The following is a 20,263-nucleotide window of genomic DNA, read 5'->3' as shown; positions in this document are numbered from 1 at the left end:
CCGGTGACCTGGGGAGACGGTAAGTGGACCTACTGAGCAAATACAGCGATCAGCTGATCGACGCATTTTGGACGACGGTGCAACTCACCGCGTTCTCGGCTGTCGGTGCTCTGATACTCGGCACCATCCTCGCGGCGATGCGGGTGTCACCGATCCCGGTCGCGCGTGGCGTCGGCACGGCGTACGTGACGATCTTCCGCAACACTCCCCTGACGCTCATCATCATCTTCTGTTCCTTCGGGCTCTTCCAGACGATGGGCGTCAAGCTCGCCCCCGAGGAGTCGCCGACGTTCTTCGAGGAGAACAACTTCCGGCTCGCAGTGCTCGGCCTCAGCGTCTACACCGCGGCCTTCGTCTGCGAGTCGCTGCGGTCCGGTATAAACACGGTGCACGTCGGACAGGCGGAGGCGGGCCGGTCGCTCGGCCTCACGTTCTCCCAGAATCTGCGGTTGATCGTGCTGCCGCAGGCATTCCGCGCGGTCACCGCCCCACTCGGCAGTGTGCTGATCGCCTTGACCAAGAACACGACGATCGCCTCGGTGATCGGTGTGGCGGAGGCGTCGCTCCTGATGAAGGAAATGATCGAGAACGAGGCCGCCATCTTCGTCGTCGGTGGCATCTTCGCGCTCGGCTTCGTGATCCTGACCCTGCCGATGGGGCTTCTCTTCGGATACCTGAGCAAGCGATTCGAGGTTGCACGATGAGCAATTCCGCCACCGTCCTCTACGACGCACCGGGCCCGAAGGCGAAGAACATCTATCGCCTGATCTCAGTCGCGGTCGCTGTCGCGCTACTGGGAATCGGCTACCTCGTCTACGCCGCGCTCGACGACAAAGGTCAGCTGACGGCGGCGAAATGGGATCCGTTCCTCGAATCGACGTCGTGGACGACATATCTGATCCCGGGTATCCGCGGCACCCTCGTGGCGGCCGCAGTATCGATCCTGTTCGCGTTGATCCTCGGCGCGATCCTCGGCATCGGACGCTTGTCGAACCACCGGCCGGTGCGATGGGTCGCCGGCGGGATCGTCGAATTGTTCCGCGCCATCCCGGTGCTGATCCTGATGATCTTCTCGTACCAGCTGTTCGCCGAGTACGAGGTCTTCAAATCGAAATACCTTGCGCTCGCCGCAGTCATCGTGGGCCTCACGCTGTACAACGGCTCGGTGATCGCCGAAATCGTCAGGGCAGGCATCAATTCGCTCCCCAAGGGGCAAAGCGAGGCCGCCATGGCGCTCGGTATGCGCAAGGGCCAGGTCATGCGCACCATCCTGCTTCCGCAGGCCGTCACGGCGATGCTCCCCGCGATCATCTCGCAGATGGTGGTGGCCTTGAAGGACTCCGCGCTCGGTTACCTCATCGGCTACGTCGAAGTGGTGCGGTCCGGTCAGCAGCTCGGTGCGTTCTACGGCAACTACCTGCCCGCCCTGATCGTGGTGGCGATCATCATGATCGTCCTCAACTACACGCTCACCGTGGTGGCGACCAAGGTGGAGAAGCGACTCCGGGCCAGCCGCAAGGGCGGAGGCCCCAAGGGGGCCGTTCCCGAGCTTCCGGCGGTGTCGGTTCCGGGTATGGACATCACCGACAAGCGGTTGTGATGTGACAGTCGCTCCGAAATAGCACTGCGGCCGGACGGGAACCCTGTTCCGTCCGACCGCAGTGTCGTCGCCTCGCCAGTGTTGTTGTCGTCTCGTCGTGGTCAGGTCTCATCGAACAGGCCATCGGTTTCCGCACCCGCGCGATCGAGTTGTTCCTTGACCACCTCGAACGCCATGCCCTGGGGGAATCCGCGGCGCGCGAGCATCGACACCAGGCGGCGGACCGCACGGTCCCGATCGTCCGCGGACACCGTCCGCAGTTTCTTCGCGACCAGTTCGGTGGCTCGCGCTCGTTCGTCTTCGCTGTCGATCTGAGCGAGCGCCTCGGTGGCGTCTTCCTGACCGATGCCCTTGCGGCGCAGTTCCAGTGCGAGCGCACGTTTCCCCTTGCCGGAGTACGTGTGCCGCGAATGCACCCATTGCTGGGCGAAGTCGGCGTCGTTGACGAGTCCGACCTCGGTGAGACGATCCAGCACACGCTCAGCGATCTCGGGCGAGTAGCCCTTTTTCGCCAGACGCTCGGCCAACTCCGCTCGACTCCGGGCACGGTCCGTCAAGAGACGCAGGCACAAATCCTTGGCCTGCGTCTCCGTTCCACCTTCGCCCGTCGGACGCACGGCGGCGCCTTAGAATTCGACCGGGGCGGCGTCATCCGTGGCAGCAGTGACGTCCGCGCCGATTCCGAGCTTTTCCTTGATCTTCTTCTCGATCTCGTCCCGGATGTCGGTGTTCTCCAACAGGAACTTGCGGGCGTTCTCCTTGCCCTGTCCCAGCTGGTCGCCTTCGTAGGTGTACCAGGAGCCCGACTTGCGGATGAACCCGTGCTCGACACCCATGTCGATCAGCGAACCTTCCTTGCTGATTCCCAGGCCGTAGAGAATGTCGAACTCGGCCTGCTTGAACGGCGGCGCGACCTTGTTCTTGACCACCTTGACGCGGGTACGGTTACCCACCGCGTCGGTGCCGTCCTTCAGGGTCTCGATCCGCCGCACGTCGAGGCGCACCGACGAGTAGAACTTCAATGCCTTACCACCGGTGGTGGTTTCGGGGGAACCGAACATGACGCCGATCTTCTCGCGCAGCTGGTTGATGAAGATCGCGGTGGTGCCGGAATTGCTGAGCGCACCGGTCATCTTACGGAGCGCCTGGCTCATCAGACGCGCCTGCAGACCCACGTGGCTGTCGCCCATCTCACCCTCGATCTCGGCGCGCGGGACCAGGGCGGCCACGGAGTCGACCACGAGGATGTCGAGGGCGCCGGAGCGGATCAGCATGTCTGCGATCTCCAGCGCCTGCTCACCGGTGTCGGGCTGTGACACCAGCAGCGCGTCGGTGTCGACGCCGAGCTTCTGGGCGTAGTCGGGGTCGAGCGCGTGCTCGGCGTCGATGAACGCGGCGATGCCGCCGGCCGCCTGGGCGTTGGCGACCGCGTGCAGGGCCACGGTGGTCTTACCCGAGGACTCCGGGCCGTAGATCTCGACGACACGGCCGCGGGGCAGCCCGCCGATGCCGAGGGCGACGTCCAGCGCGATGGAGCCGGTCGGGATGACGGCGATGGGCTGACGGACACCTTCGCCCAGGCGCATCACCGAGCCCTTGCCGAAGTTCTTGTCGATCTGCGCCAGCGCGAGGTCGAGCGCCTTGTCTCGATCGTGTGCCTGTGGTGCCATCGTCGTCCCCATTCCTCGAGTCTCATCAGTGATCTGCGGTCAGGTTAGATCCAGGTACCGACAAGAACCGTGACCACCGAACATCCCCAGCATAGGGGAACGTGTGTTCGATATGTGCGGTCGGTCCGTTCGACACGCCGGATTTCTACCGGCGCTGCGGCGGGACGTCGAACTCGACGCAGAGTTCACGCCACACCTCGCGGGGTTCGCGGCCGTCCTCGATGGCTTCGGCGGCGGTCTTGCCCCCGAGACTGAGCAGCACGTGGTCGACGAGCAGTGCGTCGCCGCGCATCTGCCCGAACTCTTCGCGGACGAGTTGGTGAAATTCGGTCAGTCGCACACATCCACGCTAGCCGAACCTCGTGCCGGGCTCTCACCGCAGCGCGTCGCGGCACACCTCCACCGGATCGGCGACATCCGCGATGCTCCGCGCGGCCCGCTGCGCGGCGTCCGCGTGGGCACCGTTGGAGAGCACCTGTTCGACCGCCGCGCGGAGGGCGTCCGCGCCGGGGGGACGCACCACCACGGCGCTCCCCTGCCGCGCGGCCCGGTTCGCGAGCTCCCACTGATCGCCGCCGCCGGGAACCACCACCGCCGGAACCCCTGCGAGCAGGGCCTTGGCCAGCATTCCGTGTCCGCCGCCGCAGACGACGGCCGAGGCCTCGCGCAGCATCGTGTCCTGACGGCCGAGACCTGCTCGCGCCCAGGGCGGAACCATGGCCGGCGAACCGTCGAGTATCGACGCGATCACACGAACGCCTGCCCCGTCGAGCCCCGCGAGCGTCGTCTCGAGCATGCCCTCGGCGCCGGTGAATGCAGTCGACGGAGCCACCATGACCAGAGGATCGGCGCCGTCCGGCGGTTCGAGCACCTCGTTCGTCGGTTCCCACAGCAGGGGCCCGACCACGTGCGCCTCGGCGGGCCAGTCCGGTCGCGGCACCTCGAGCGCGGGGAGCGTCGCGATCAGCCGCCGTACCGGCCCCGGGTCCTTCGCAGGCAGTCCGACGCCGACCCGGGCGTCGGAGCGTTGCCGCTCACCCTGCCGGATCGACCGCGCCGTCGCGGTACGCATGAGCGTGTCGCGGAGCCTGCCCCGAATTCCCACGCCCGGGGCCAAACCGCTTCCGATGGGCGGCAACCCCTTGGACGCGGCGTACAGCGGGTGCGGGGACAGCTCGATCCACGGGATCCCCAGCCGCTCCGCGGCCATACCCCCGCCGGCGGTGAGGATGTCCGAGACGACGAGGTCGGGTCCCATCGCGCGCAGGCCGGGGAGCAACTCGGTGGAAATGTGCGCGGCGCGGGCGTGAATGCGCGCGCCCGCATCGAGGTCGTCGTCCGTCGGGCGGGGCGCGAGGCCTTTCAGCAACTCGGCCGGCACACCGGCCGCCCGTGCGGGCTCGACCCACCGTGTGCCTGTGAACAGGACCGGATCGTCTCCGGCCTCGATGAAGGCGAGGCACAACGCAAGGGCAGGGAAGGCATGTCCGGGATCAGGCCCGGCGACCACGGCGACTCGCACGAACCACAGAGTGTCACACGGCCGGCGTCACCGTTTCTCGAACACGGCTTCGGCGGCGCCGAGGGACCGGGCACGGTCGGCGGGGACGAGTCCGATCCGGGTGCGCCGGTCGAGCAGGTCGTCGACGTCGAGTGCCCCCTCGTGGGTCACCGCGAACTCGAGCTCGGCGCGGCTCACGTCCACGCCCTCGGCGATCGGCGCCAGCAGTTCGGGGTCGGCGGCGGCGATCAACGTCGCCTCCGTTCCGTAGCGGGCGAGCAGCGCCGGTGGGGCCGAGACCTTCCGCAGCGCTTCGGGTGTCGCGGCACCGACGAGCGGCAGGGCCCGAGTCCGGCACGGGCCCGCGTCGAGTCCTGCCACCTCGACCGCGGCGTCGACGGCGTCCTCCGCCATCTTGCGGTAGGTGGTGAGCTTGCCGCCGACCACACTGACGAGACCCGTGTCCGAGCGCAGGATGGCGTGATTGCGCGAGAGGTCCGCGGTGGATCCGTCCCCGGTGTCGAGCAGAGGGCGCAGCCCGGCGAAGGTCCCGAGGACGTCCGAGCGCTGCAACGGAACCTCGAGCGCGGTGTTGACCGTGTCGAGAAGGAAATCGATCTCCTGCTCCGACGCCACCGGGACGTCCGGAACGGGTCCCGGCGCCGCCTCGTCGGTCAAGCCGAGATACACGCGGCCGAGCTGTGCGGGCAGCGCGAAGACGAAGCGATTGGTCTCACCGGGGATCGGAACCGTGAGCGCCGCGGTCGGGTTCCCGAGCCGCTCGGCCGGGAGCACCAGATGTGTGCCGCGACTGGGCCGCAACGTGATCCCGGGATCGATCTCACCCGACCACACGCCCGCCGCGTTGACCACGGCGCGCGCCCTGATCGGCAGTTCCGAGCCGGTCAGCTCGTCGCGCAGGGTCGCGGACGTCCCGGTCACGTCGTACGCGCCCGTCCGGGTGAGCACCTTCGCACCGTGGAGCGCGGCGGTGCGTGCGAGGGACACCACGAGTCTGGCGTCGTCGATGAGCTGGCCGTCGTATGCCATCAGGCCGCCGCGCAGGCCTTCCCGCCGCACCGCGGGGGCGAGTTGGACCACCCGGTCGGCCCGGACCGTCCGTGATCGCGGCAGGACCGACGCCGGTGTGCGGGCACTTGCACGCAGCAGGTCACCGGCCAGGAAGCCCGTGCGGACGAGGGACTTGCCGAACAGCGTCGTCGAATTGAGGACGGGCACGAGCTGCGGGAGTGCCCGGACGAGATGGGGGGCGGTGCGGGTCATGAGGATTCCGCGTTCGACCGCGCTCTCGCGGGCGATGCCGACATTGCCCGATGCCAGGTACCGCAGCCCTCCGTGGGCGAGTTTCGAACTCCACCGGCTGGTCCCGAACGCGAGATCCCGCTTCTCCACGAGCACGACGTCGAGGCCGCGTGACGCCGCGTCGAGCGCGACACCGACGCCGGTCACTCCGCCGCCGATCACCAGGACGTCGACGAGTGCACCGTCCGACAGCTGGTCGAGTTCGCGCGCCCTTCGCGCGGCGTTCAGAGCCGACGAGCGGCTCACGGGCGGCGTGTTCGGGTGGTTCACCGGTCTCCTCGTTCTGTCGGATGGTTGTCGGCGGCGTCCGGTGCCAGGTAGGCGCCGACCGCGTGCCGGAGTTGTTCCGTCAGGGCGTCGCCCGGAAGTTCCTCGGCCACCATCACGGCAGACTGGACCGCGGACTGTGCGAGGAGCAGCACCATCGTGGCGATCTGACGGCTGTCCCCCGCGCGGATCGAGCCCTGGTCCTGACCCGTCGACACCGCGAACGCGACTTGGTCGATGATCGCCCGCTGGCTCGTACCCAGCCGCTCGAGGATGTAGGTGGTGAACAGTTCCTGATCCGAACGCAGGATCTTCACGAACAGCGGATGGTCGCGCACCTCGGTGGACACGTGGACCACGGCGTCGACCAGCTGGCGGTGGACCGATTCCTCGGCGGAGAATTCGGGCATCACCGCAGCGATCTCGCGGGTCATGAGATCGGCGACGACGGCCCTGGTGTCGGACCAGCGCCGGTAGACGGTCGGCCTGCTGACGCCGGCACGCCGGGCGACCTCCGCCAGCGTGGTGCGGCGCAGTCCGAAATCGAGGATGCACGAGCGTGCGGCGTCGAGAATGGAGTCCTCGACGCTCGCTGCGGTGTCGTCACGCGACGGAGAATTACGAATAGACATTGTATGTAACACCGTAACGCATGAATCCCCCGCCGGCATCGAACCTGCACGCGAAACACATCACCAGGTCCACACGATGCCCCCACCCCCACCCCACCCCGACCTCGGGGATGCGAGCAGCGCCGACGCGATCGGAGGGCGAGGCGACAGGAGAGGGTGCACGTCGGAGAAAAGCCGAGGGCAACCACTCAACGATTCGGATAATTCTCGCTTTCCGTCCGGGTCGGATTCTCATGCGACAGACCTGAGCGCCGCCGCGATTGTTCTCGCTCACGGCCTCAGCCGAAGAAGTAGAGCTCGAATCCCACCGCGCGTTCGGCGTCGAATCCCGGTTGCGGCCCGGTCACCATCTCGACCTGGGCCCTCGCCTGCTGCCCCACCGGGACGTCGCTGAGCGCTTCGAGGTAGCGGGCGTGCTCGGCCAGCGAGAGCACCGCCCGATCCACCGTGTGGGTGACATCCACCGCGTGGGTGGGAGTCATCGTGTTGACGGCGACCCAGCGGACACCGCGCCACGGCGGCAGCCCCGACTCCCCCAGCTCAGGAAAGATCCATTCGTTCGCGGCATCCGCGGTGGCGTCGAGAACGGAACGGCCGAGTGCGCGGTGGTCCGCGCTGTTCAACTGGCCGGGCCCCCACGTGTCCGCGAAGTTCGCTGTCACCACGAGATCCGGGCGATGACGCCGGATCGCCGTCGCGAGGTCGCGGCGGAGCGCGAGACTCTCCACGAGAGTGCCGTCGGGGTACCCGAGGAACTCGACGTCGGTCACTCCCACCACGGCTGCGGAACGCCGCTCCTCCGCCTCCCGCAGCGGGCCCGACTCCGTGGGGTGCAGTCCCGCGATCCCCGCCTCCCCGCTGGTGGCGAGCACGTAGCGGATGTCCTTGCCCTGCTCGGTCCAGCGCGCTACGGCCGCCGCTGCGCCGTATTCGATGTCGTCGGGGTGCGCGACGACGACGAGCCCACGATGCCAGTCCTCGGGTACCGGTTCCATGGGTAGAGCATGCCTGTCAGCTCCGCGTGATGTCCGATTTCTCGCCGGATCCGGACATCGCCTTGATCAACAGGTACACGCCGAACACCACGGCGCTGACCACGAGAATCCAGAACAGACCCTTGACGAGGGCACCGACGACCGCCAATGCGATCCAGATCGCCGCGACCGCCAGAACAATCTTCCAGAACATGATTTCCTCCACTCACGTCTCCCCGATCGATTTCTGCGCCCGACATCTGGTCGACCCCACTTATCGGGTACGCACACCAGCGTGGCACGGCGGAGCGGGTAAATCACCAGGTCAGCGTAAAGATCAGGGAAAGATCAGGGTTCTCCCCCACACGACTTCCCGGAAGTCACCGGACCGGTCGATCGACGACATCAGCGGTAGCGGCGAACGATGTCGTCGATCTCGCCGAGAGCCGCCGCGAGGCCGGCCAATTTTTCCGTCGCCGACACCAGTTCGGCACGTTCGTACGCCAGTTCGCCGACGGCACTCGTGGTCCCGGGAACGGCGACCTCGGCGGCAGCAGCCACCAGTTCTTCGAACTGGTCGACGCCGTCGTCGAGTTGCGCGGCGGCGGAGGTGATCGCCCGGTGGAGCGGTGCGGCAGCGGCCCGGCTGCCCTGGGCGGCGTCCTCCATGGACGTGATGTCTAGGGCGACCGCCTGCAGGGCGGCTGCCGCGGAGCGGGCCGTGGAGTGGGTGTCCTCGATGTCCTCGCCGCTGATTGTCCCGGACCGGGACAGCACGCCGAGGATGCCGTGCAGTGCGCGCTCACTGTGCACGAGTCGTTCCATCGGCTCGCGGGCCGCCGAGGACAGCGCCGGAAGGACCCGGCGGGCAGGCAGGCCCGGTGGCAACGTCACGGCGTCGAGCTTGCGGTATCGGCTGACGGCCAGCACGGCGGGAACCGCGAACACGACGGCGCCGCCGCCGGCCATCAGCATCGACCACTCCGGCGCGGCCATCAGAGCGAGACCGGCGGCACCGGTGGCCGAGGACCCGGACACGATGCCGTAGCGCTTCGCGCGACGCCGGGCCCGCCTCTTCTTCCGGAGCAGACGTTCCCGGGGGTCGCGCCACTTCTGCGCCGCGTCCGCGACGGACTCGCCGGCCTCACGCAGCGCGCCCTGGATCCCGGCGAGCCCGGACACGACAGTGGCCGACCGGACTGCGCGTCCAGGTCGGCCACGTCGGGTGGAACTCATGCGAATTCTGTTCTGCTACTACGCAGTGCCGGCCTGGCCCGCTGCCGGCGGCTGCTTGTCGAGGTTCGGGTTCGCTGCCGGGGTCGCCGGCGCATTGGCGGCACCGCCGGACGGCAGGGCGTCGCCCTTCATCGAGGCCCGGATCTGCTCGAGCCTGCTGTGTCCGGCCATCTGGATGCTCGCCTGCTGCACCTCCATCATGCGACCCGACACCGAGTTCTGTGCCAGCTCGGCGGAACCGAGGGCGTCGGCGTAGCGGCGCTCGATCTTGTCGCGCACGGCGTCGAGACTGGGCGTGTTGCCGGGAGCCGAGAGGGTGCTGTCCATGGAGCGCAGCGACTCGCTGACCCGTTCCTGCATCTTGGCCTGCTCGAGCTGGCTGAGCAGTTTGGTGCGCTCCGCGACCTTGGCCTGCAGAGCCATCGCGTTCTGCTCCACGGCCTTCTTCGCCTGTGCGGCCGCCTGCAGCGACTGGTCGTGCAGTGCCTTGAGGTCCTCGACGCCCTGCTCGGCGGTGACGAGCTGCGCGGCGAACGCCTCGGCGGCGTTGGTGTACTGGATGGCTTTCTCGGTGTCGCCCGCTGCCTGGGCCTGGTCGGCCAGGTTGACGGCCTGACGGGCGTTGGCGTTGAGCTTCTCCACCTCGTCGAGCTGCCGGCTGAGCTTCATCTCGAGTTGGCGCTGGTTGCCGATGACAGACGCGGCCTGCTGCGACAGGGCCTGGTGCTGGCGCTGCGCATCCTCGATCGCCTGCTGAATCTGAACCTTGGGGTCAGCCTTCTCATCGATCTTGGAATTGAAGAGCGCCATCAGGTACTTCCATCCCTTGACGAAAGGATTAGCCATGGGTTTGATCCTGCCTCCATCTGTTGCGCCGCGCGATGCGCGACCCGATACGCGACCGTCACGCACCGGAACAAGGGCTGCGCCCCGACTGCCTGTCTGACCCGCCGGCAACGAGACCGGCGGTTAACTGAAATCTATCGGTTCGGCACGGGTGTTGCTACGCGGCAGCCAGCGCCTGCGCGGGTGCAGGGATGACCACCCGGGTGTCGCGGGCGATGGTCGTCGAACCCGGTCGTGCGCTCGCGGCGGGAGCCTCGGCGGGCGCGGATTCGACGGCGCGCCGCTCGGTGTCCGCACGCTTGGCCGAAGAACCGTCGGACAGCGATTCGCTGACGTCGACGAGCACATCGGAGAGTGGGACCTCCAGGGCGTCGCAGATCGCCGCCAGGAGCTCACTCGAGGCTTCCTTGCGCCCTCGTTCGACCTCAGACAAGTACCCGAGGCTCACACGAGCACTGTTGGAGACCTCACGCAGGGTCCGGCTCTGCGAAACGCGCGTACGCCGAAGACTGTCACCGATTGCCTCACGCAATAGCAGCGCCATCTCGCTCCTCCTTCATCCGTCACCTGTCTCGCCTATCTCAACGCGCGAACAGGACCGATTGGTTCCCGACCTTAGCCTGCGGATGTTTCCTGCACACGATCGAGGAGTCCCGACACGGCGGCGGAAACCGCAGATTTACGGATCTGCCACCGGTCACCGGTCAATCCGAGCTCGCGGACGGCCGTCCCGGATGCCCCGGAAATACTCAGGAACACGGTGCCGACCGGATGTCCGTCCTGCATGTCGGGGCCGGCGACACCGGTCAGTCCGACGCCCCAGTCGGCGCCGCAGCGGGTGCGGGCCCCGTCCGCGAGTGCGCGTGCCGTGGATGCCGCCACGGGCCCGTCCGCGGCCAGCCGGGTGGGATCGACCCCGGCGAGGGTCGCCTTCAGGTCGGTGGCGTAGACGACGAGCCCGCCGCGGAGCACGTTACTGGCGCCGGGCACTCCGGCGATCGTCGCGGTGAGCAGTCCCGCGGTGAGCGATTCCGCGGTGGCCACCGTCTCGCCGCGGGCGGTGAGCACGGCAACCAGGTCACCGGCCCGCGTGCCGTCGACCAGCGGGTCGGTCACGCCCCGGTGCTCGCGTTCGCCTCGACCTTGTGCACGCCGGCTCGCAGGCGGACCGCCTGCACGACGTAGTCCAGCCCGGTCACCACCGTCAGCAGCACGGCGGCGCCCATCAGAACCCAGCCGGCGACCTCGAACCCGTCGGGCAGCGGCAGCAGGTAGTAGCCGATCGCGATCGTCTGGACGAGAGTCTTGAGCTTGCCGCCCCGGCCCGCGGGAATGACGGCGTGTCGCAGGACCGCGAATCGGAGCAGCGTGATGCCCAGTTCCCGGACCGCGATCACCGCCGTGACCCACCAGGGCAGGTCTCCGAGAATCGACAGCCCCACGAGGGCCGCTCCGATCAGCGCCTTGTCCGCGATGGGATCGGCGAGTTTGCCGAAATCGGTGACGAGGCCGTACTTGCGGGCGAGTTGCCCGTCGATCCGGTCGGTGATGGCCGCGACGGCGAACACACCGGTCGCGATCAGGCGCCACGTCGTCGAGTGTCCGTCTCCGACGAACAGCACGACCAGGAAGACCGGGACCAGGAGGATCCGGAGAATCGTCAGGATGTTCGCGATGTTCAGAAGCGGTACGGCCGTCTCACTCGCAGGCCCCACCGACGGGTCCGGGGCCGCCGGTTGGTCGGCGGCCGTCCAATCCTCGCGCTGCGTGCTCATCGGAGCACCGCAGCGTCGAACTGCACCCCGGGACGCAGCGGGGAGTGGGGAGGAATCGTAGGTCGTACCGGCACGTGCCTAAGAATATCGGTACGGCCGTTGGCTAATGTTCACGACATGACTTCTCGGACGCCGGACACCGCCGACAATCAGCTGATCGTGCGGCGAGCACGAACCTCCGACGTTCCCGAGATCAAGCGCCTGATCGACATCTACTCCGGCAAGATCCTGCTCGAGAAGAACCTCGTGACCCTGTACGAATCCGTCCAGGAGTTCTGGGTGGCCGAACGCGCCGGCAACGTGATCGGTTGTGGCGCAATGCACGTGCTGTGGGCCGATCTCGGCGAGGTACGCACGATCGCGGTCGATCCGTCGGCAAAGGGCCAGGGTGCAGGACACCACGTGGTGGCCAAGCTGATCGAGGTGGCGCGGGAACTCGAACTCGAGCGTCTCTTCGTTCTCACGTTCGAGGTCGACTTCTTCGGTAAGCACGGATTCGTCGAAATCGACGGCACACCCGTGACCGCCGAGGTCTACGCCGAGATGTGCCGCTCGTACGACACCGGTGTCGCCGAATTCCTCGATCTGAGCTACGTCAAGCCGAACACCCTCGGCAATACCCGAATGCTTCTCACCCTCTGAAATCCCAGTGTGTGAGACAGAAGTGCCGTGATCCCATTTTTGTTCGACGAACCCGTCCCGAGAGAGCGAGAACATGTCCCTGTTCGTAGTGGAGTACACGTATTCGGCCGATACCGTCGCAGGACGCGACGAGCATCGCCCCGCCCACCGCGAGTGGCTCGGTGAGCTCGCCGAGCGGAAGACCGTCGTGTCGTCCGGCCCGTTCGCCGACGGCAGCGGCGCATTCATCATCGTCGACGCCTCCGACGCGGAGACCGTGGAACTGCTCTTCACCCACGACCCGTTCGCCCGCAACGGACTCGTGGCGGCCTCGCGGATCGTGGAATGGGTTCCGGTGCTCGGCGAATTCAGTTCCTGACTCGCCGAGCACCGGACACCCTCGAGCACGACGCCCGGCGGAACTACTTCGCCGGCGTCGTGTTCCGCGTCTTGAGAAGGCTGGCGACGGTGGTCACTGCCAGCACACCGATGATGACGGCGAGCGAGAACACCGTCGACACCTCCGGTACGGCCACGTGCTCGCCGCCGTTGATGAAGCCCAGCGTGTTCTCGTGCAGGGCGTGCAGCACGAGCTTGACGCCGATGAACGCGAGAATGATCGACAGGCCGTACGACAGGTACACCAGGCGGTCCAGCAGGCCGCCGATGAGGAAGTACAGCTGACGCAGACCCATCAACGCGAACGCGTTGGCCGTGAAGACCAGGTACGGCTCCTGAGTGAGTCCATAGATCGCGGGAATCGAGTCGAGTGCGAACAGCACGTCGGTGAATCCGATGGCGACCAGCGCGAGCAGCAGCGGCGTCACGACGCGCTTGCCGTTGATCCGCGTGACGAGCTTGTCGCCGTCGTAGGTGTCCGTGGTGGGGAGGATCTTCTTCGCGACGGCGACGATCTTGCTGTCGCGCTCCTCCTCCACCTCTTTCTCGTGCCCGTGATCACGTACCAGCGTGTACGCGGTGTAGATGAGGAACGCACCGAACAGGTAGAACACCCAGCTGTAGGCGTTGATCGCCGCGGCACCGACCCCGATGAAGATGCCGCGCATCACCAGCGCCATCACGATGCCGATCAGCAGTACCTTCTGCTGGTACTCCCGCGGCACCGCGAATGTTCCCATGATGATGACGAACACGAAGAGGTTGTCGACCGACAACGCCTTCTCGGTGACGTAACCGGCGAAATACTCGCCGCCGTACTGACTTCCCCACAACCACATCACGACCAGGCCGAACAGGATCGCGACGCCGATGTAGACCGACGACCAGAACGCCGACTCACGGAAGGTGGGGGCGTGCGGGGTGCGCACGTGCGCGAAGAAGTCGAAGACGAACAGTCCGAGAATCACCACACAGGTGATGACCCAGACCAGCGGTGACACATGCATGAACACAGACCTCCGGTAGACCTAGCGGGTACCGGAGGTCTCTCCCGCCGCGCCGGAATCTCTTGTCCGCGCGACTGACAGCACCGGATCGGCAATGGTGCCGATCGTGTTGACGATGCTGTCACAGAGGTGGGGATACTCCCCTCCAATTCGGTGCCCATTCAACCACACTGCGCGAGAATCGCCCATTTCGGACACGCGCACGCGGGCTACTCCTGGTCGGACGGGGCCTCGTTCGGGTCGCCGCCGCGGATCGACCACAGCAGACCGTCGAGTTCCTCGGGCTTGATGAGCACCTCACGGGCTTTCGAGCCCTCGCTGGGGCCCACCACTCCCCTGGTCTCCATCAAGTCCATCAGGCGGCCTGCCTTCGCGAATCCGACACGCAGTTTGCGCTGCAGCATCGACGTGGACCCGAACTGGCTGGAGACGACGAGTTCCACCGCCTGCAACAGCACGTCCATGTCGTCGCCGATGTCGGGATCGACGTCCTTCTTCTCCCCGACCTTGGCGGCGGTGACGCCGTCGGTGTACTCCGGCTCCGCCTGGTTCTTGCTGAAATCGACGACCGCGGAGATCTCTTCGTCGGTGATGAACGCACCCTGCAGGCGCGTCGGCTTGCCTGCGCCCATCGGCAGGAACAGCCCGTCACCCATACCGATCAGCTTCTCGGCGCCGGGCTGGTCCAGGATGACCCGCGAGTCGGTCAGGGACGACGTCGCGAAGGCGAGCCGTGACGGCACGTTGGTCTTGATCAGACCCGTCACGACGTCCACCGACGGCCGCTGGGTGGCCAGCACGAGGTGGATACCGGCGGCGCGCGCCTTCTGGGTGATCCGCACGATCGCGTCCTCGACGTCACGCGGCGCGGTCATCATGAGGTCCGCGAGTTCGTCGACGATGGCGAGGATGTACGGGTACGGCCGGTAGACCCGTTCGCTGCCGAGCGGCGCGGTGATCTCCCCCGACTTCACCTTGGCATTGAAGTCGTCGATGTGGCGCACCCGGTTGGCCTGCATGTCCTGGTAACGCTGTTCCATCTCCTCCACCAGCCAGGCCAGGGCGGCCGCGGCCTTCTTCGGCTGGGTGATGATGGGCGTGATGAGATGCGGTATGCCCTCGTAGGGCGTCAACTCCACCATCTTGGGATCGATGAGGATCATCCGCACTTCGTCGGGTGTCGCACGGGACAACAGCGACACCAGCATCGAGTTCACGAAGCTCGACTTACCGGAACCGGTGGAACCCGCCACGAGCAGGTGCGGCATCTTCGCGAGGTTGGCGCTGACGAAGTTGCCCTCGATGTCCTTGCCGAGACCGATCACCAGCGGGTGGTGGTCCTTGCGGGTGCTCGGGGCCGTGAGCACGTCGGCGAGGCGCACCATCTCGCGGTCGGAGTTGGGGACCTCGATGCCGACCGCGGACTTGCCGGGGATCGGTGCCAGCAGGCGCACGTTGTCGGTGGCGACCGCGTATGCGATGTTGCGGGCGAGCGCGGTGATCTTCTCGACCTTCACGCCCGGTCCGAGTTCCACCTCGTAGCGGGTGACGGTCGGGCCGCGAGTGAATCCGGTGACGGCCGCGTCGATCTTGAACTGCTCGAGCACCTCGGTGATGGCCTCGATCATCGCGTCGTTGGCGGAACTGCGCTTCTTCGGCGGATCGCCCTCGATGAGCAGCGACGTCGGGGGCAGCGTGTAGTCGCCCTCGACGACCCGGTCGGTCACGAACTTGTCGACGTCAGACAGCGGTTCCGGTTCGGGTTCCGGCTTCGGGGCGACGACCGGCTTGGCCTTGGCACGCGCCGGTTTCGGCGCCGGCGCAGGCACGGGTTCCGTGGCGGGCTCGGTCTCCCACAACCCGAGCACCTCCGTCTTCGCGGTATCGCTGACGTCGTATTCGTTCGTCGGATAGTTGTCGGCCGGAACACCCCGGGCGCCGGTCTTGTAGTCGTCGACCGGGTAGCCGTCGGCGTCGAACAGCGTGGGGTCGTATTCGCCGTCCTCGTAGTACTCGCTGTCGTAGTCGGCGTAGTGGTCGCGGCCGAACGACGTTCCGAAGTACGACTGCAGTTTGCCGGGCACCTCGCGGACCGTGGTTCCGGTCAGCAGCAGGACACCGAACAGTGCCGCCATTAGCAGCAGCGGTGCGGCGAGCCACACGGTCAGGCCGTCCGTCAGTGGACCTCCCGCCGCGTACCCGACGAAGCCTGCGCCGCGGGTCCTGGCCTCGGCGTCGGTGGGCGAACCGGTCGCGATGTGCCAGAGCCCCAGGGCGGGCAGACCGACCAGCAGCGATCCCAGGACCAGCCTCGGCTGGATCTCGGGTTTCGGCTCGGTCCTTATCAGGATCACCGCGACGGCGACGCCGATCAGGGGCAGGACGCCGGACGCGCCGCCGAACGCAGCCCGGACTCCGGTCTCGAGCCACTCGCCTACCGGACCGCCCGCGGAGAACCAGATTCCGCCGGCGACCACGACGCTGATCGCGATCAGCCCGAGCGCGATGCCGTCGCGCCGGTGTCCCTGTTCGATCTCGGCTGCCTTGCCGACGGTGCGGGTGGTGGCCCCGACGCCCTTGGCCATCAGCGACCAGCCGGCACCGATTCCCCGGCCCACCGACTTGAGGGGGCTGGATGTAGACGATTTCTTCGTGGACTTACGCGGAGTGCTCACTGTCCGGGTCGTGCGTGACTTGGGCTTAGACGAGGTCGAGCCGCCTCGCACGCCCGTCCTCGCCGTGGACGTCGTCGTGCTCGAACCGCGGGCGCTCGCCTTACCTGCCATGGCTCCCAGATTAGTCGCTACGGCACCTTCCGGACCATCCGCAACACCCGTAACACGGCGAGACCTGCGGTGAAATGCCCTTAGAACCCTCGGTCGAGGGAGGTCACGGCTTCGATGTCGGCAGCCTCACCGTCGGTCTCGATCCGCACCTGGTCCCGGCCGAACGCATGCAGGGCGAGTTCCGACGGTTCACCGCGCAGGATCACCCGGCCGGCACCCGCTTTGCGGACGGTGGCCTGCTCTCCGGACGGCCGCTCGAGCACGACCGTCACCGGGGCGTGCCGGTAGCCGAGCTTTCCGACCTTGCGTGCGAGACCCCACAGCGCGTCCTGGCGCTCGTCGGGCAGGACCCGCGGCTCCCATCCGTCGTGGGCGCGGCGCACGTCCTCGTGGTGGACGAACATCTCCCCCAGGTTCACCTGTGCGTCCACCCAGTACATCGGCGACCATATCGGTGGACCCGACCGGACCTCGTCCAGCAGTCGGCTCCACGGACGCGTCGCCGTGTCGTTCTGGACGCGCTCCGTGTAGCCGGCGAGCCGACCCACGACGATGCCGGGGGCAGCGTCGAGGCGTCGTTCGCGCACGATCAGGTGGGCGGCCAGGTCCCGGTTGGTCCACGTCCCGCAGAGGGTCGGGGCGTCGGGACCGAATTCGGCCATCGAGTCGACGAGGGCGAGGCGTTCATCTCGGGCGAAGGTCACCCGACCGAATCTACCTGCCGGAGAACTACTTGCCCTCGGCCGATGGAACCGCGATGACGGTCGGGACGATCATCGGCCGGCGACGGTACTTGTCCGCTACCCATTTACCGACCACGCGCCGGATCGCTTGGGCGATGCGGTGCGCGTCGTTGATGCCCTCGGTGGCCAGGCGCAGGAGTTCCGCCTCGACCAGCTGAGCCGCATCCTTGAGGGCCGTGGGGTCGTCGGAGAATCCGCGTCCGGACACCTCGGGGGTGCTGACCGCGCGACCCGTGTGGTCGTCGATGACGACGTTGATGGCGATGAACCCGCCCTCACCGAGGACCAGCCGGTCCGACAGCGTGGAGTCGCCGACGTCGCCGACGGACAGTCCGTCGACGTAGACGTGTCCGACGGGAACCTGCCCGACGATCTCGGCGAGACCGTCGACCATGTCGACCACCACGCCGTCCTCGGCGAGCACGATCCGGTCCTCCGGCACGCCGGTGGCCTTCGCGAGGGCGGCGTTGGCGCGCAGGTGACGCCATTCGCCGTGGACCGGCATGGCGTTGGTGGGCCGGACCGCGTTGTACAGGTACAGGAGCTCGCCCGCCGACGCGTGACCGGAGACGTGCACCTTCGCGCTCTGCTGGGTGACGACGGTGGCGCCGCGCTTGGCGAGTCCGTTGACGACGGCGAACACGGAGTTCTCGTTGCCGGGGATCAGCGAGGACGCCAGCACGACGAGATCGTTGGCCCGGATGTTGATCTGCCGATGCTCACCGCGGGCCATCCGCGACAACGCCGACAGCGGTTCACCCTGCGAGCCGGTGGAGATCAGGACGAGCCGGTCGTCAGGCAGGTTGGCCGCGGTGTCGATGTCGACCACCAGGCCGTCCGGCACGCTCAGATATCCGAGATCCTGCGCGATCTGCATGTTGCGGACCATCGACCGGCCCACGAACGCGACCCGCCGGTTGTACCGGTGGGCGACGTCGACCACCTGCTGGATGCGGTGCACGTGGCTGGCGAAGGACGCCACGATCACGCGCTGTTTGGCCTTGCCGATGACGTTGTCGAGCACTCCCCCGATCTCACGTTCGGGGGTGACGAAGCCTGGCACCTCGGCGTTGGTGGAGTCGACGAGGAACAGGTCGACACCCTCGTCGCCGAGCCGGGAGAAGCCCGCGAGGTCGGTGAGCCTGCCGTCGAGCGGCAGCTGGTCGAGCTTGATGTCACCGGTGTGCAGCACGACTCCGGCGTCGGTCCGGATCGCGACGGCGATGGCGTCGGGGATCGAGTGGTTGACGGCGAAATACTCGCACTCGAACGGGCCGTGATCGGTGCGCTGCCCCTCGACGACCTCGACGAGGTTGGGGCGCTGGCGGTGCTCACGGCACTTGGCCGCGACGAGCGCGAGCGTGAACCGCGAACCCACCACGGGCAGATCCGGCCGCAGGCGCAGCAGGAACGGGATGGCGCCGATGTGGTCCTCGTGGCCGTGCGTGAGGACCACGGCCTCGACGTCGCCCATCCGGTCCTCGATGTGCCGGAAGTCCGGGAGGATCAGGTCGACACCCGGCTGCTGGTCTTCCGGGAACAGCACACCGCAGTCGACGATGAGCAGCTTGCCCTGGTGCTCGAAGACGGTCATGTTGCGACCGATCTCGCCGATACCACCGAGCGCCACCACCCGCAGACCCTTGAACGGAGCCTTCGGCGGAGCGCCGAGCCGGGCCGTCGGATCGACCGAAGCGGGCCGTGTGTCCTGACGCTTGTTGCCGCCGCCGCGCCGGCCGGAGCGGGACGACGACTTGTTGGCGGCGCCGCCCTTCGTGGAGGAGGTCTTCACGGGCGCGGACTTGGCCTGCTCCGACTTCGGAGCCGACGGCTGGTCGGCGACGACGGGCGCCGACTTCGGCGGCTCGGCGACGACGGGCGCCGCCTTGGGAGGCTCGCTCGCTGTGGGAGAAGGGGGACCGGCCTGACGGCTGGCGCTGCGACGACGAGGCGGTCGGGTCACGCGAGCACCCCCGCAGCGTGCAGATCGGCGGCCAGGAGGTCGAGTTGATCGTGGGTCGGTGCCACCTGCGGCAACCGGGGTTCACCGACGTCCAGGCCGATCAGGCGCAGACCCGCCTTCGACGCGCTGACGCCGCCGAGACGCGCCACCGAGCGGATGACCGGGATCAGGCTGAGGTTGATCGCGCGGGCGCGGGCGATGTCACCCGCCGCGAATGCCGTATGCAGCTCGCGCAACCGGCCGGGCACGAGGTGCCCGATGACGCTGACGAATCCCGTCGCGCCCACCGACAGCCACGGCAGATTGAGCGGATCGTCACCCGAGTAGAACTGGAGGTCCGTGGTGCCGATCAGCTCGGCGCCCGCGTTGAGGTCGCCCTTGGCGTCCTTGACCGCGACGATGCGCGGGTGCTCGGCGAGGCGCCGGATGGTCTCCGTCTCGATGGGGACCACGGAGCGGGGTGGAATGTCGTAGAGCATGACCGGAAGGTCGGTGGCGTTGGCGACGGCGGTGAAATGCGCGAACAGTCCGGCCTGCGGCGGACGCGAGTAGTAGGGGGTGACGACGAGAAGGCCCTGCGCGCCCGCGCGGGCGGCGTCACGGGCGAGTTCGACGCTGTGCGCGGTGTCGTTGCTGCCTGCGCCGGCGATGATCTTCGCGCGGTTGCCCACCGCGTCGATCACTGCCCGGAGCAGCTCGAGCTTCTCGTTCTCGGTGGTCGTCGGCGACTCACCGGTCGTACCGGCGAGGACAAGGGAGTCGCACCCGTTGTCGACGAGGTACGCCGCGAGGCGGACACCGGCGTCGACGTCCAGCTTTCCGTCCGAGGTGAACGGCGTCACCATCGCTGTGGACACGGTGCCGAACGGACGCTCGACGGGAGAAGCGGAATCACCGTAGGTCATGGTCAGAAGGCTACC

Annotated in this window: 22 protein-coding genes; 4 read left to right on the top strand and 18 right to left on the bottom strand. The window is 67.5% G+C overall.

The window, feature by feature from the left end; all coding sequences use genetic code 11:
- The first annotated feature begins 23 nt into the window (after positions 1 to 23).
- Together CJ177_RS06845 and CJ177_RS06840 are read left to right on the top strand one after the other, a co-directional pair.
- Complete coding sequence (locus CJ177_RS06845; protein ID WP_005240752.1) at positions 24 to 704, top strand: amino acid ABC transporter permease; 681 nt, start codon at positions 24 to 26, stop codon at positions 702 to 704.
- Entirely contained in the window at positions 701 to 1,600 is a 900-nt protein-coding gene (locus tag CJ177_RS06840) for an amino acid ABC transporter permease (protein WP_005240751.1), read from the top strand. Before CJ177_RS06845 ends, CJ177_RS06840 begins: the two co-directional genes overlap by 4 nt.
- Before the next feature lie 101 nt (positions 1,601 to 1,701).
- On the opposite strand, the gene recX is transcribed toward CJ177_RS06840, so the two are convergent.
- The 13 genes from recX to pgsA form a co-directional block, all read right to left on the bottom strand.
- On the bottom strand, positions 1,702 to 2,217 hold the full coding sequence (gene recX, locus CJ177_RS06835; RefSeq protein WP_005240750.1) for a recombination regulator RecX: 516 nt from the start codon (positions 2,215 to 2,217) through the stop codon (positions 1,702 to 1,704).
- 9 nt (positions 2,218 to 2,226) lie between these two features.
- The gene (gene recA, locus CJ177_RS06830) at positions 2,227 to 3,270 is read right to left on the bottom strand and encodes a recombinase RecA (protein WP_005240749.1); all 1,044 of its coding nucleotides are present in this window, start codon (positions 3,268 to 3,270) and stop codon (positions 2,227 to 2,229) included.
- Positions 3,271 to 3,415: 145 nt separating this feature from the next.
- Entirely contained in the window at positions 3,416 to 3,610 is a 195-nt protein-coding gene (locus CJ177_RS06825) for a DUF3046 domain-containing protein (protein ID WP_005240748.1), read from the bottom strand.
- Positions 3,611 to 3,643: 33 nt separating this feature from the next.
- Positions 3,644 to 4,792: a glycosyltransferase gene (locus CJ177_RS06820; RefSeq protein ID WP_095867479.1), complete on the bottom strand. Its 1,149-nt coding sequence runs from the start codon at positions 4,790 to 4,792 to the stop codon at positions 3,644 to 3,646.
- Positions 4,793 to 4,819: 27 nt separating this feature from the next.
- Positions 4,820 to 6,364: a glycerol-3-phosphate dehydrogenase/oxidase gene (locus CJ177_RS06815; protein ID WP_095867478.1), complete on the bottom strand. Its 1,545-nt coding sequence runs from the start codon at positions 6,362 to 6,364 to the stop codon at positions 4,820 to 4,822.
- Complete coding sequence (locus tag CJ177_RS06810; protein WP_095867477.1) at positions 6,361 to 6,993, bottom strand: TetR/AcrR family transcriptional regulator; 633 nt, start codon at positions 6,991 to 6,993, stop codon at positions 6,361 to 6,363. The genes CJ177_RS06815 and CJ177_RS06810 overlap by 4 nt, the downstream gene beginning before the upstream one ends.
- A gap of 278 nt (positions 6,994 to 7,271) precedes the next feature.
- A complete protein-coding gene (locus CJ177_RS06805) occupies positions 7,272 to 7,988 on the bottom strand; it encodes a PIG-L deacetylase family protein (RefSeq protein ID WP_005240744.1) in 717 nt (238 codons plus the stop codon).
- A gap of 16 nt (positions 7,989 to 8,004) precedes the next feature.
- Positions 8,005 to 8,181, bottom strand: a complete 177-nt coding sequence (locus CJ177_RS47285) for a hypothetical protein (protein WP_007296377.1) — start codon at positions 8,179 to 8,181, stop codon at positions 8,005 to 8,007.
- A gap of 191 nt (positions 8,182 to 8,372) precedes the next feature.
- On the bottom strand, positions 8,373 to 9,203 hold the full coding sequence (locus CJ177_RS06795) for a hypothetical protein (RefSeq protein ID WP_257014411.1): 831 nt from the start codon (positions 9,201 to 9,203) through the stop codon (positions 8,373 to 8,375).
- 18 nt (positions 9,204 to 9,221) lie between these two features.
- Positions 9,222 to 10,049, bottom strand: a complete 828-nt coding sequence (locus tag CJ177_RS06790) for a PspA/IM30 family protein (protein ID WP_005240741.1) — start codon at positions 10,047 to 10,049, stop codon at positions 9,222 to 9,224.
- Positions 10,050 to 10,206: 157 nt separating this feature from the next.
- Entirely contained in the window at positions 10,207 to 10,593 is a 387-nt protein-coding gene (locus CJ177_RS06785) for a helix-turn-helix domain-containing protein (protein ID WP_095867475.1), read from the bottom strand.
- Positions 10,594 to 10,664: 71 nt separating this feature from the next.
- Positions 10,665 to 11,165: a CinA family protein gene (locus tag CJ177_RS06780; protein WP_095867474.1), complete on the bottom strand. Its 501-nt coding sequence runs from the start codon at positions 11,163 to 11,165 to the stop codon at positions 10,665 to 10,667.
- A complete protein-coding gene (gene pgsA, locus CJ177_RS06775) occupies positions 11,162 to 11,824 on the bottom strand; it encodes a CDP-diacylglycerol--glycerol-3-phosphate 3-phosphatidyltransferase (RefSeq protein ID WP_005240738.1) in 663 nt (220 codons plus the stop codon). The genes CJ177_RS06780 and pgsA overlap by 4 nt, the downstream gene beginning before the upstream one ends.
- A gap of 117 nt (positions 11,825 to 11,941) precedes the next feature.
- Between pgsA and CJ177_RS06770 the strand changes: the two genes are divergently transcribed.
- Both CJ177_RS06770 and CJ177_RS06765 read left to right on the top strand, forming a co-directional pair.
- Complete coding sequence (locus tag CJ177_RS06770; RefSeq protein ID WP_061701331.1) at positions 11,942 to 12,466, top strand: amino-acid N-acetyltransferase; 525 nt, start codon at positions 11,942 to 11,944, stop codon at positions 12,464 to 12,466.
- Positions 12,467 to 12,539: 73 nt separating this feature from the next.
- The gene (locus CJ177_RS06765) at positions 12,540 to 12,824 is read left to right on the top strand and encodes a YciI family protein (protein ID WP_061701332.1); all 285 of its coding nucleotides are present in this window, start codon (positions 12,540 to 12,542) and stop codon (positions 12,822 to 12,824) included.
- Positions 12,825 to 12,867: 43 nt separating this feature from the next.
- Here the strand turns inward: CJ177_RS06765 and CJ177_RS06760 are convergent, their stop codons facing one another.
- The 5 genes from CJ177_RS06760 to dapA form a co-directional block, all read right to left on the bottom strand.
- Positions 12,868 to 13,851, bottom strand: a complete 984-nt coding sequence (locus CJ177_RS06760) for a TerC family protein (protein WP_061043021.1) — start codon at positions 13,849 to 13,851, stop codon at positions 12,868 to 12,870.
- A 209-nt stretch (positions 13,852 to 14,060) separates the two neighbouring features.
- The gene (locus CJ177_RS06755) at positions 14,061 to 16,637 is read right to left on the bottom strand and encodes a DNA translocase FtsK (RefSeq protein WP_082764615.1); all 2,577 of its coding nucleotides are present in this window, start codon (positions 16,635 to 16,637) and stop codon (positions 14,061 to 14,063) included.
- A gap of 80 nt (positions 16,638 to 16,717) precedes the next feature.
- A complete protein-coding gene (locus CJ177_RS06750) occupies positions 16,718 to 17,341 on the bottom strand; it encodes a TIGR03085 family metal-binding protein (RefSeq protein WP_061042980.1) in 624 nt (207 codons plus the stop codon).
- Positions 17,342 to 17,366: 25 nt separating this feature from the next.
- Positions 17,367 to 19,343, bottom strand: a complete 1,977-nt coding sequence (locus tag CJ177_RS06745; RefSeq protein WP_061042979.1) for a ribonuclease J — start codon at positions 19,341 to 19,343, stop codon at positions 17,367 to 17,369.
- Positions 19,340 to 20,248, bottom strand: coding sequence for a 4-hydroxy-tetrahydrodipicolinate synthase (dapA, locus tag CJ177_RS06740; RefSeq protein ID WP_005240731.1), 909 nt, complete (start codon positions 20,246 to 20,248; stop codon positions 19,340 to 19,342). Before dapA ends, CJ177_RS06745 begins: the two co-directional genes overlap by 4 nt.
- Between the last annotated feature and the right edge of the window lie 15 nt (positions 20,249 to 20,263).

The sequence above is a fragment of the Rhodococcus sp. ACPA1 genome, from assembly GCF_002300195.1.
GTDB classification, from domain to species: domain Bacteria; phylum Actinomycetota; class Actinomycetes; order Mycobacteriales; family Mycobacteriaceae; genus Rhodococcus_F; species Rhodococcus_F opacus.
The sequence above is the reverse complement of the archived record's forward strand: the minus strand, read 5'-3'. Positions and strand labels throughout refer to the sequence as shown.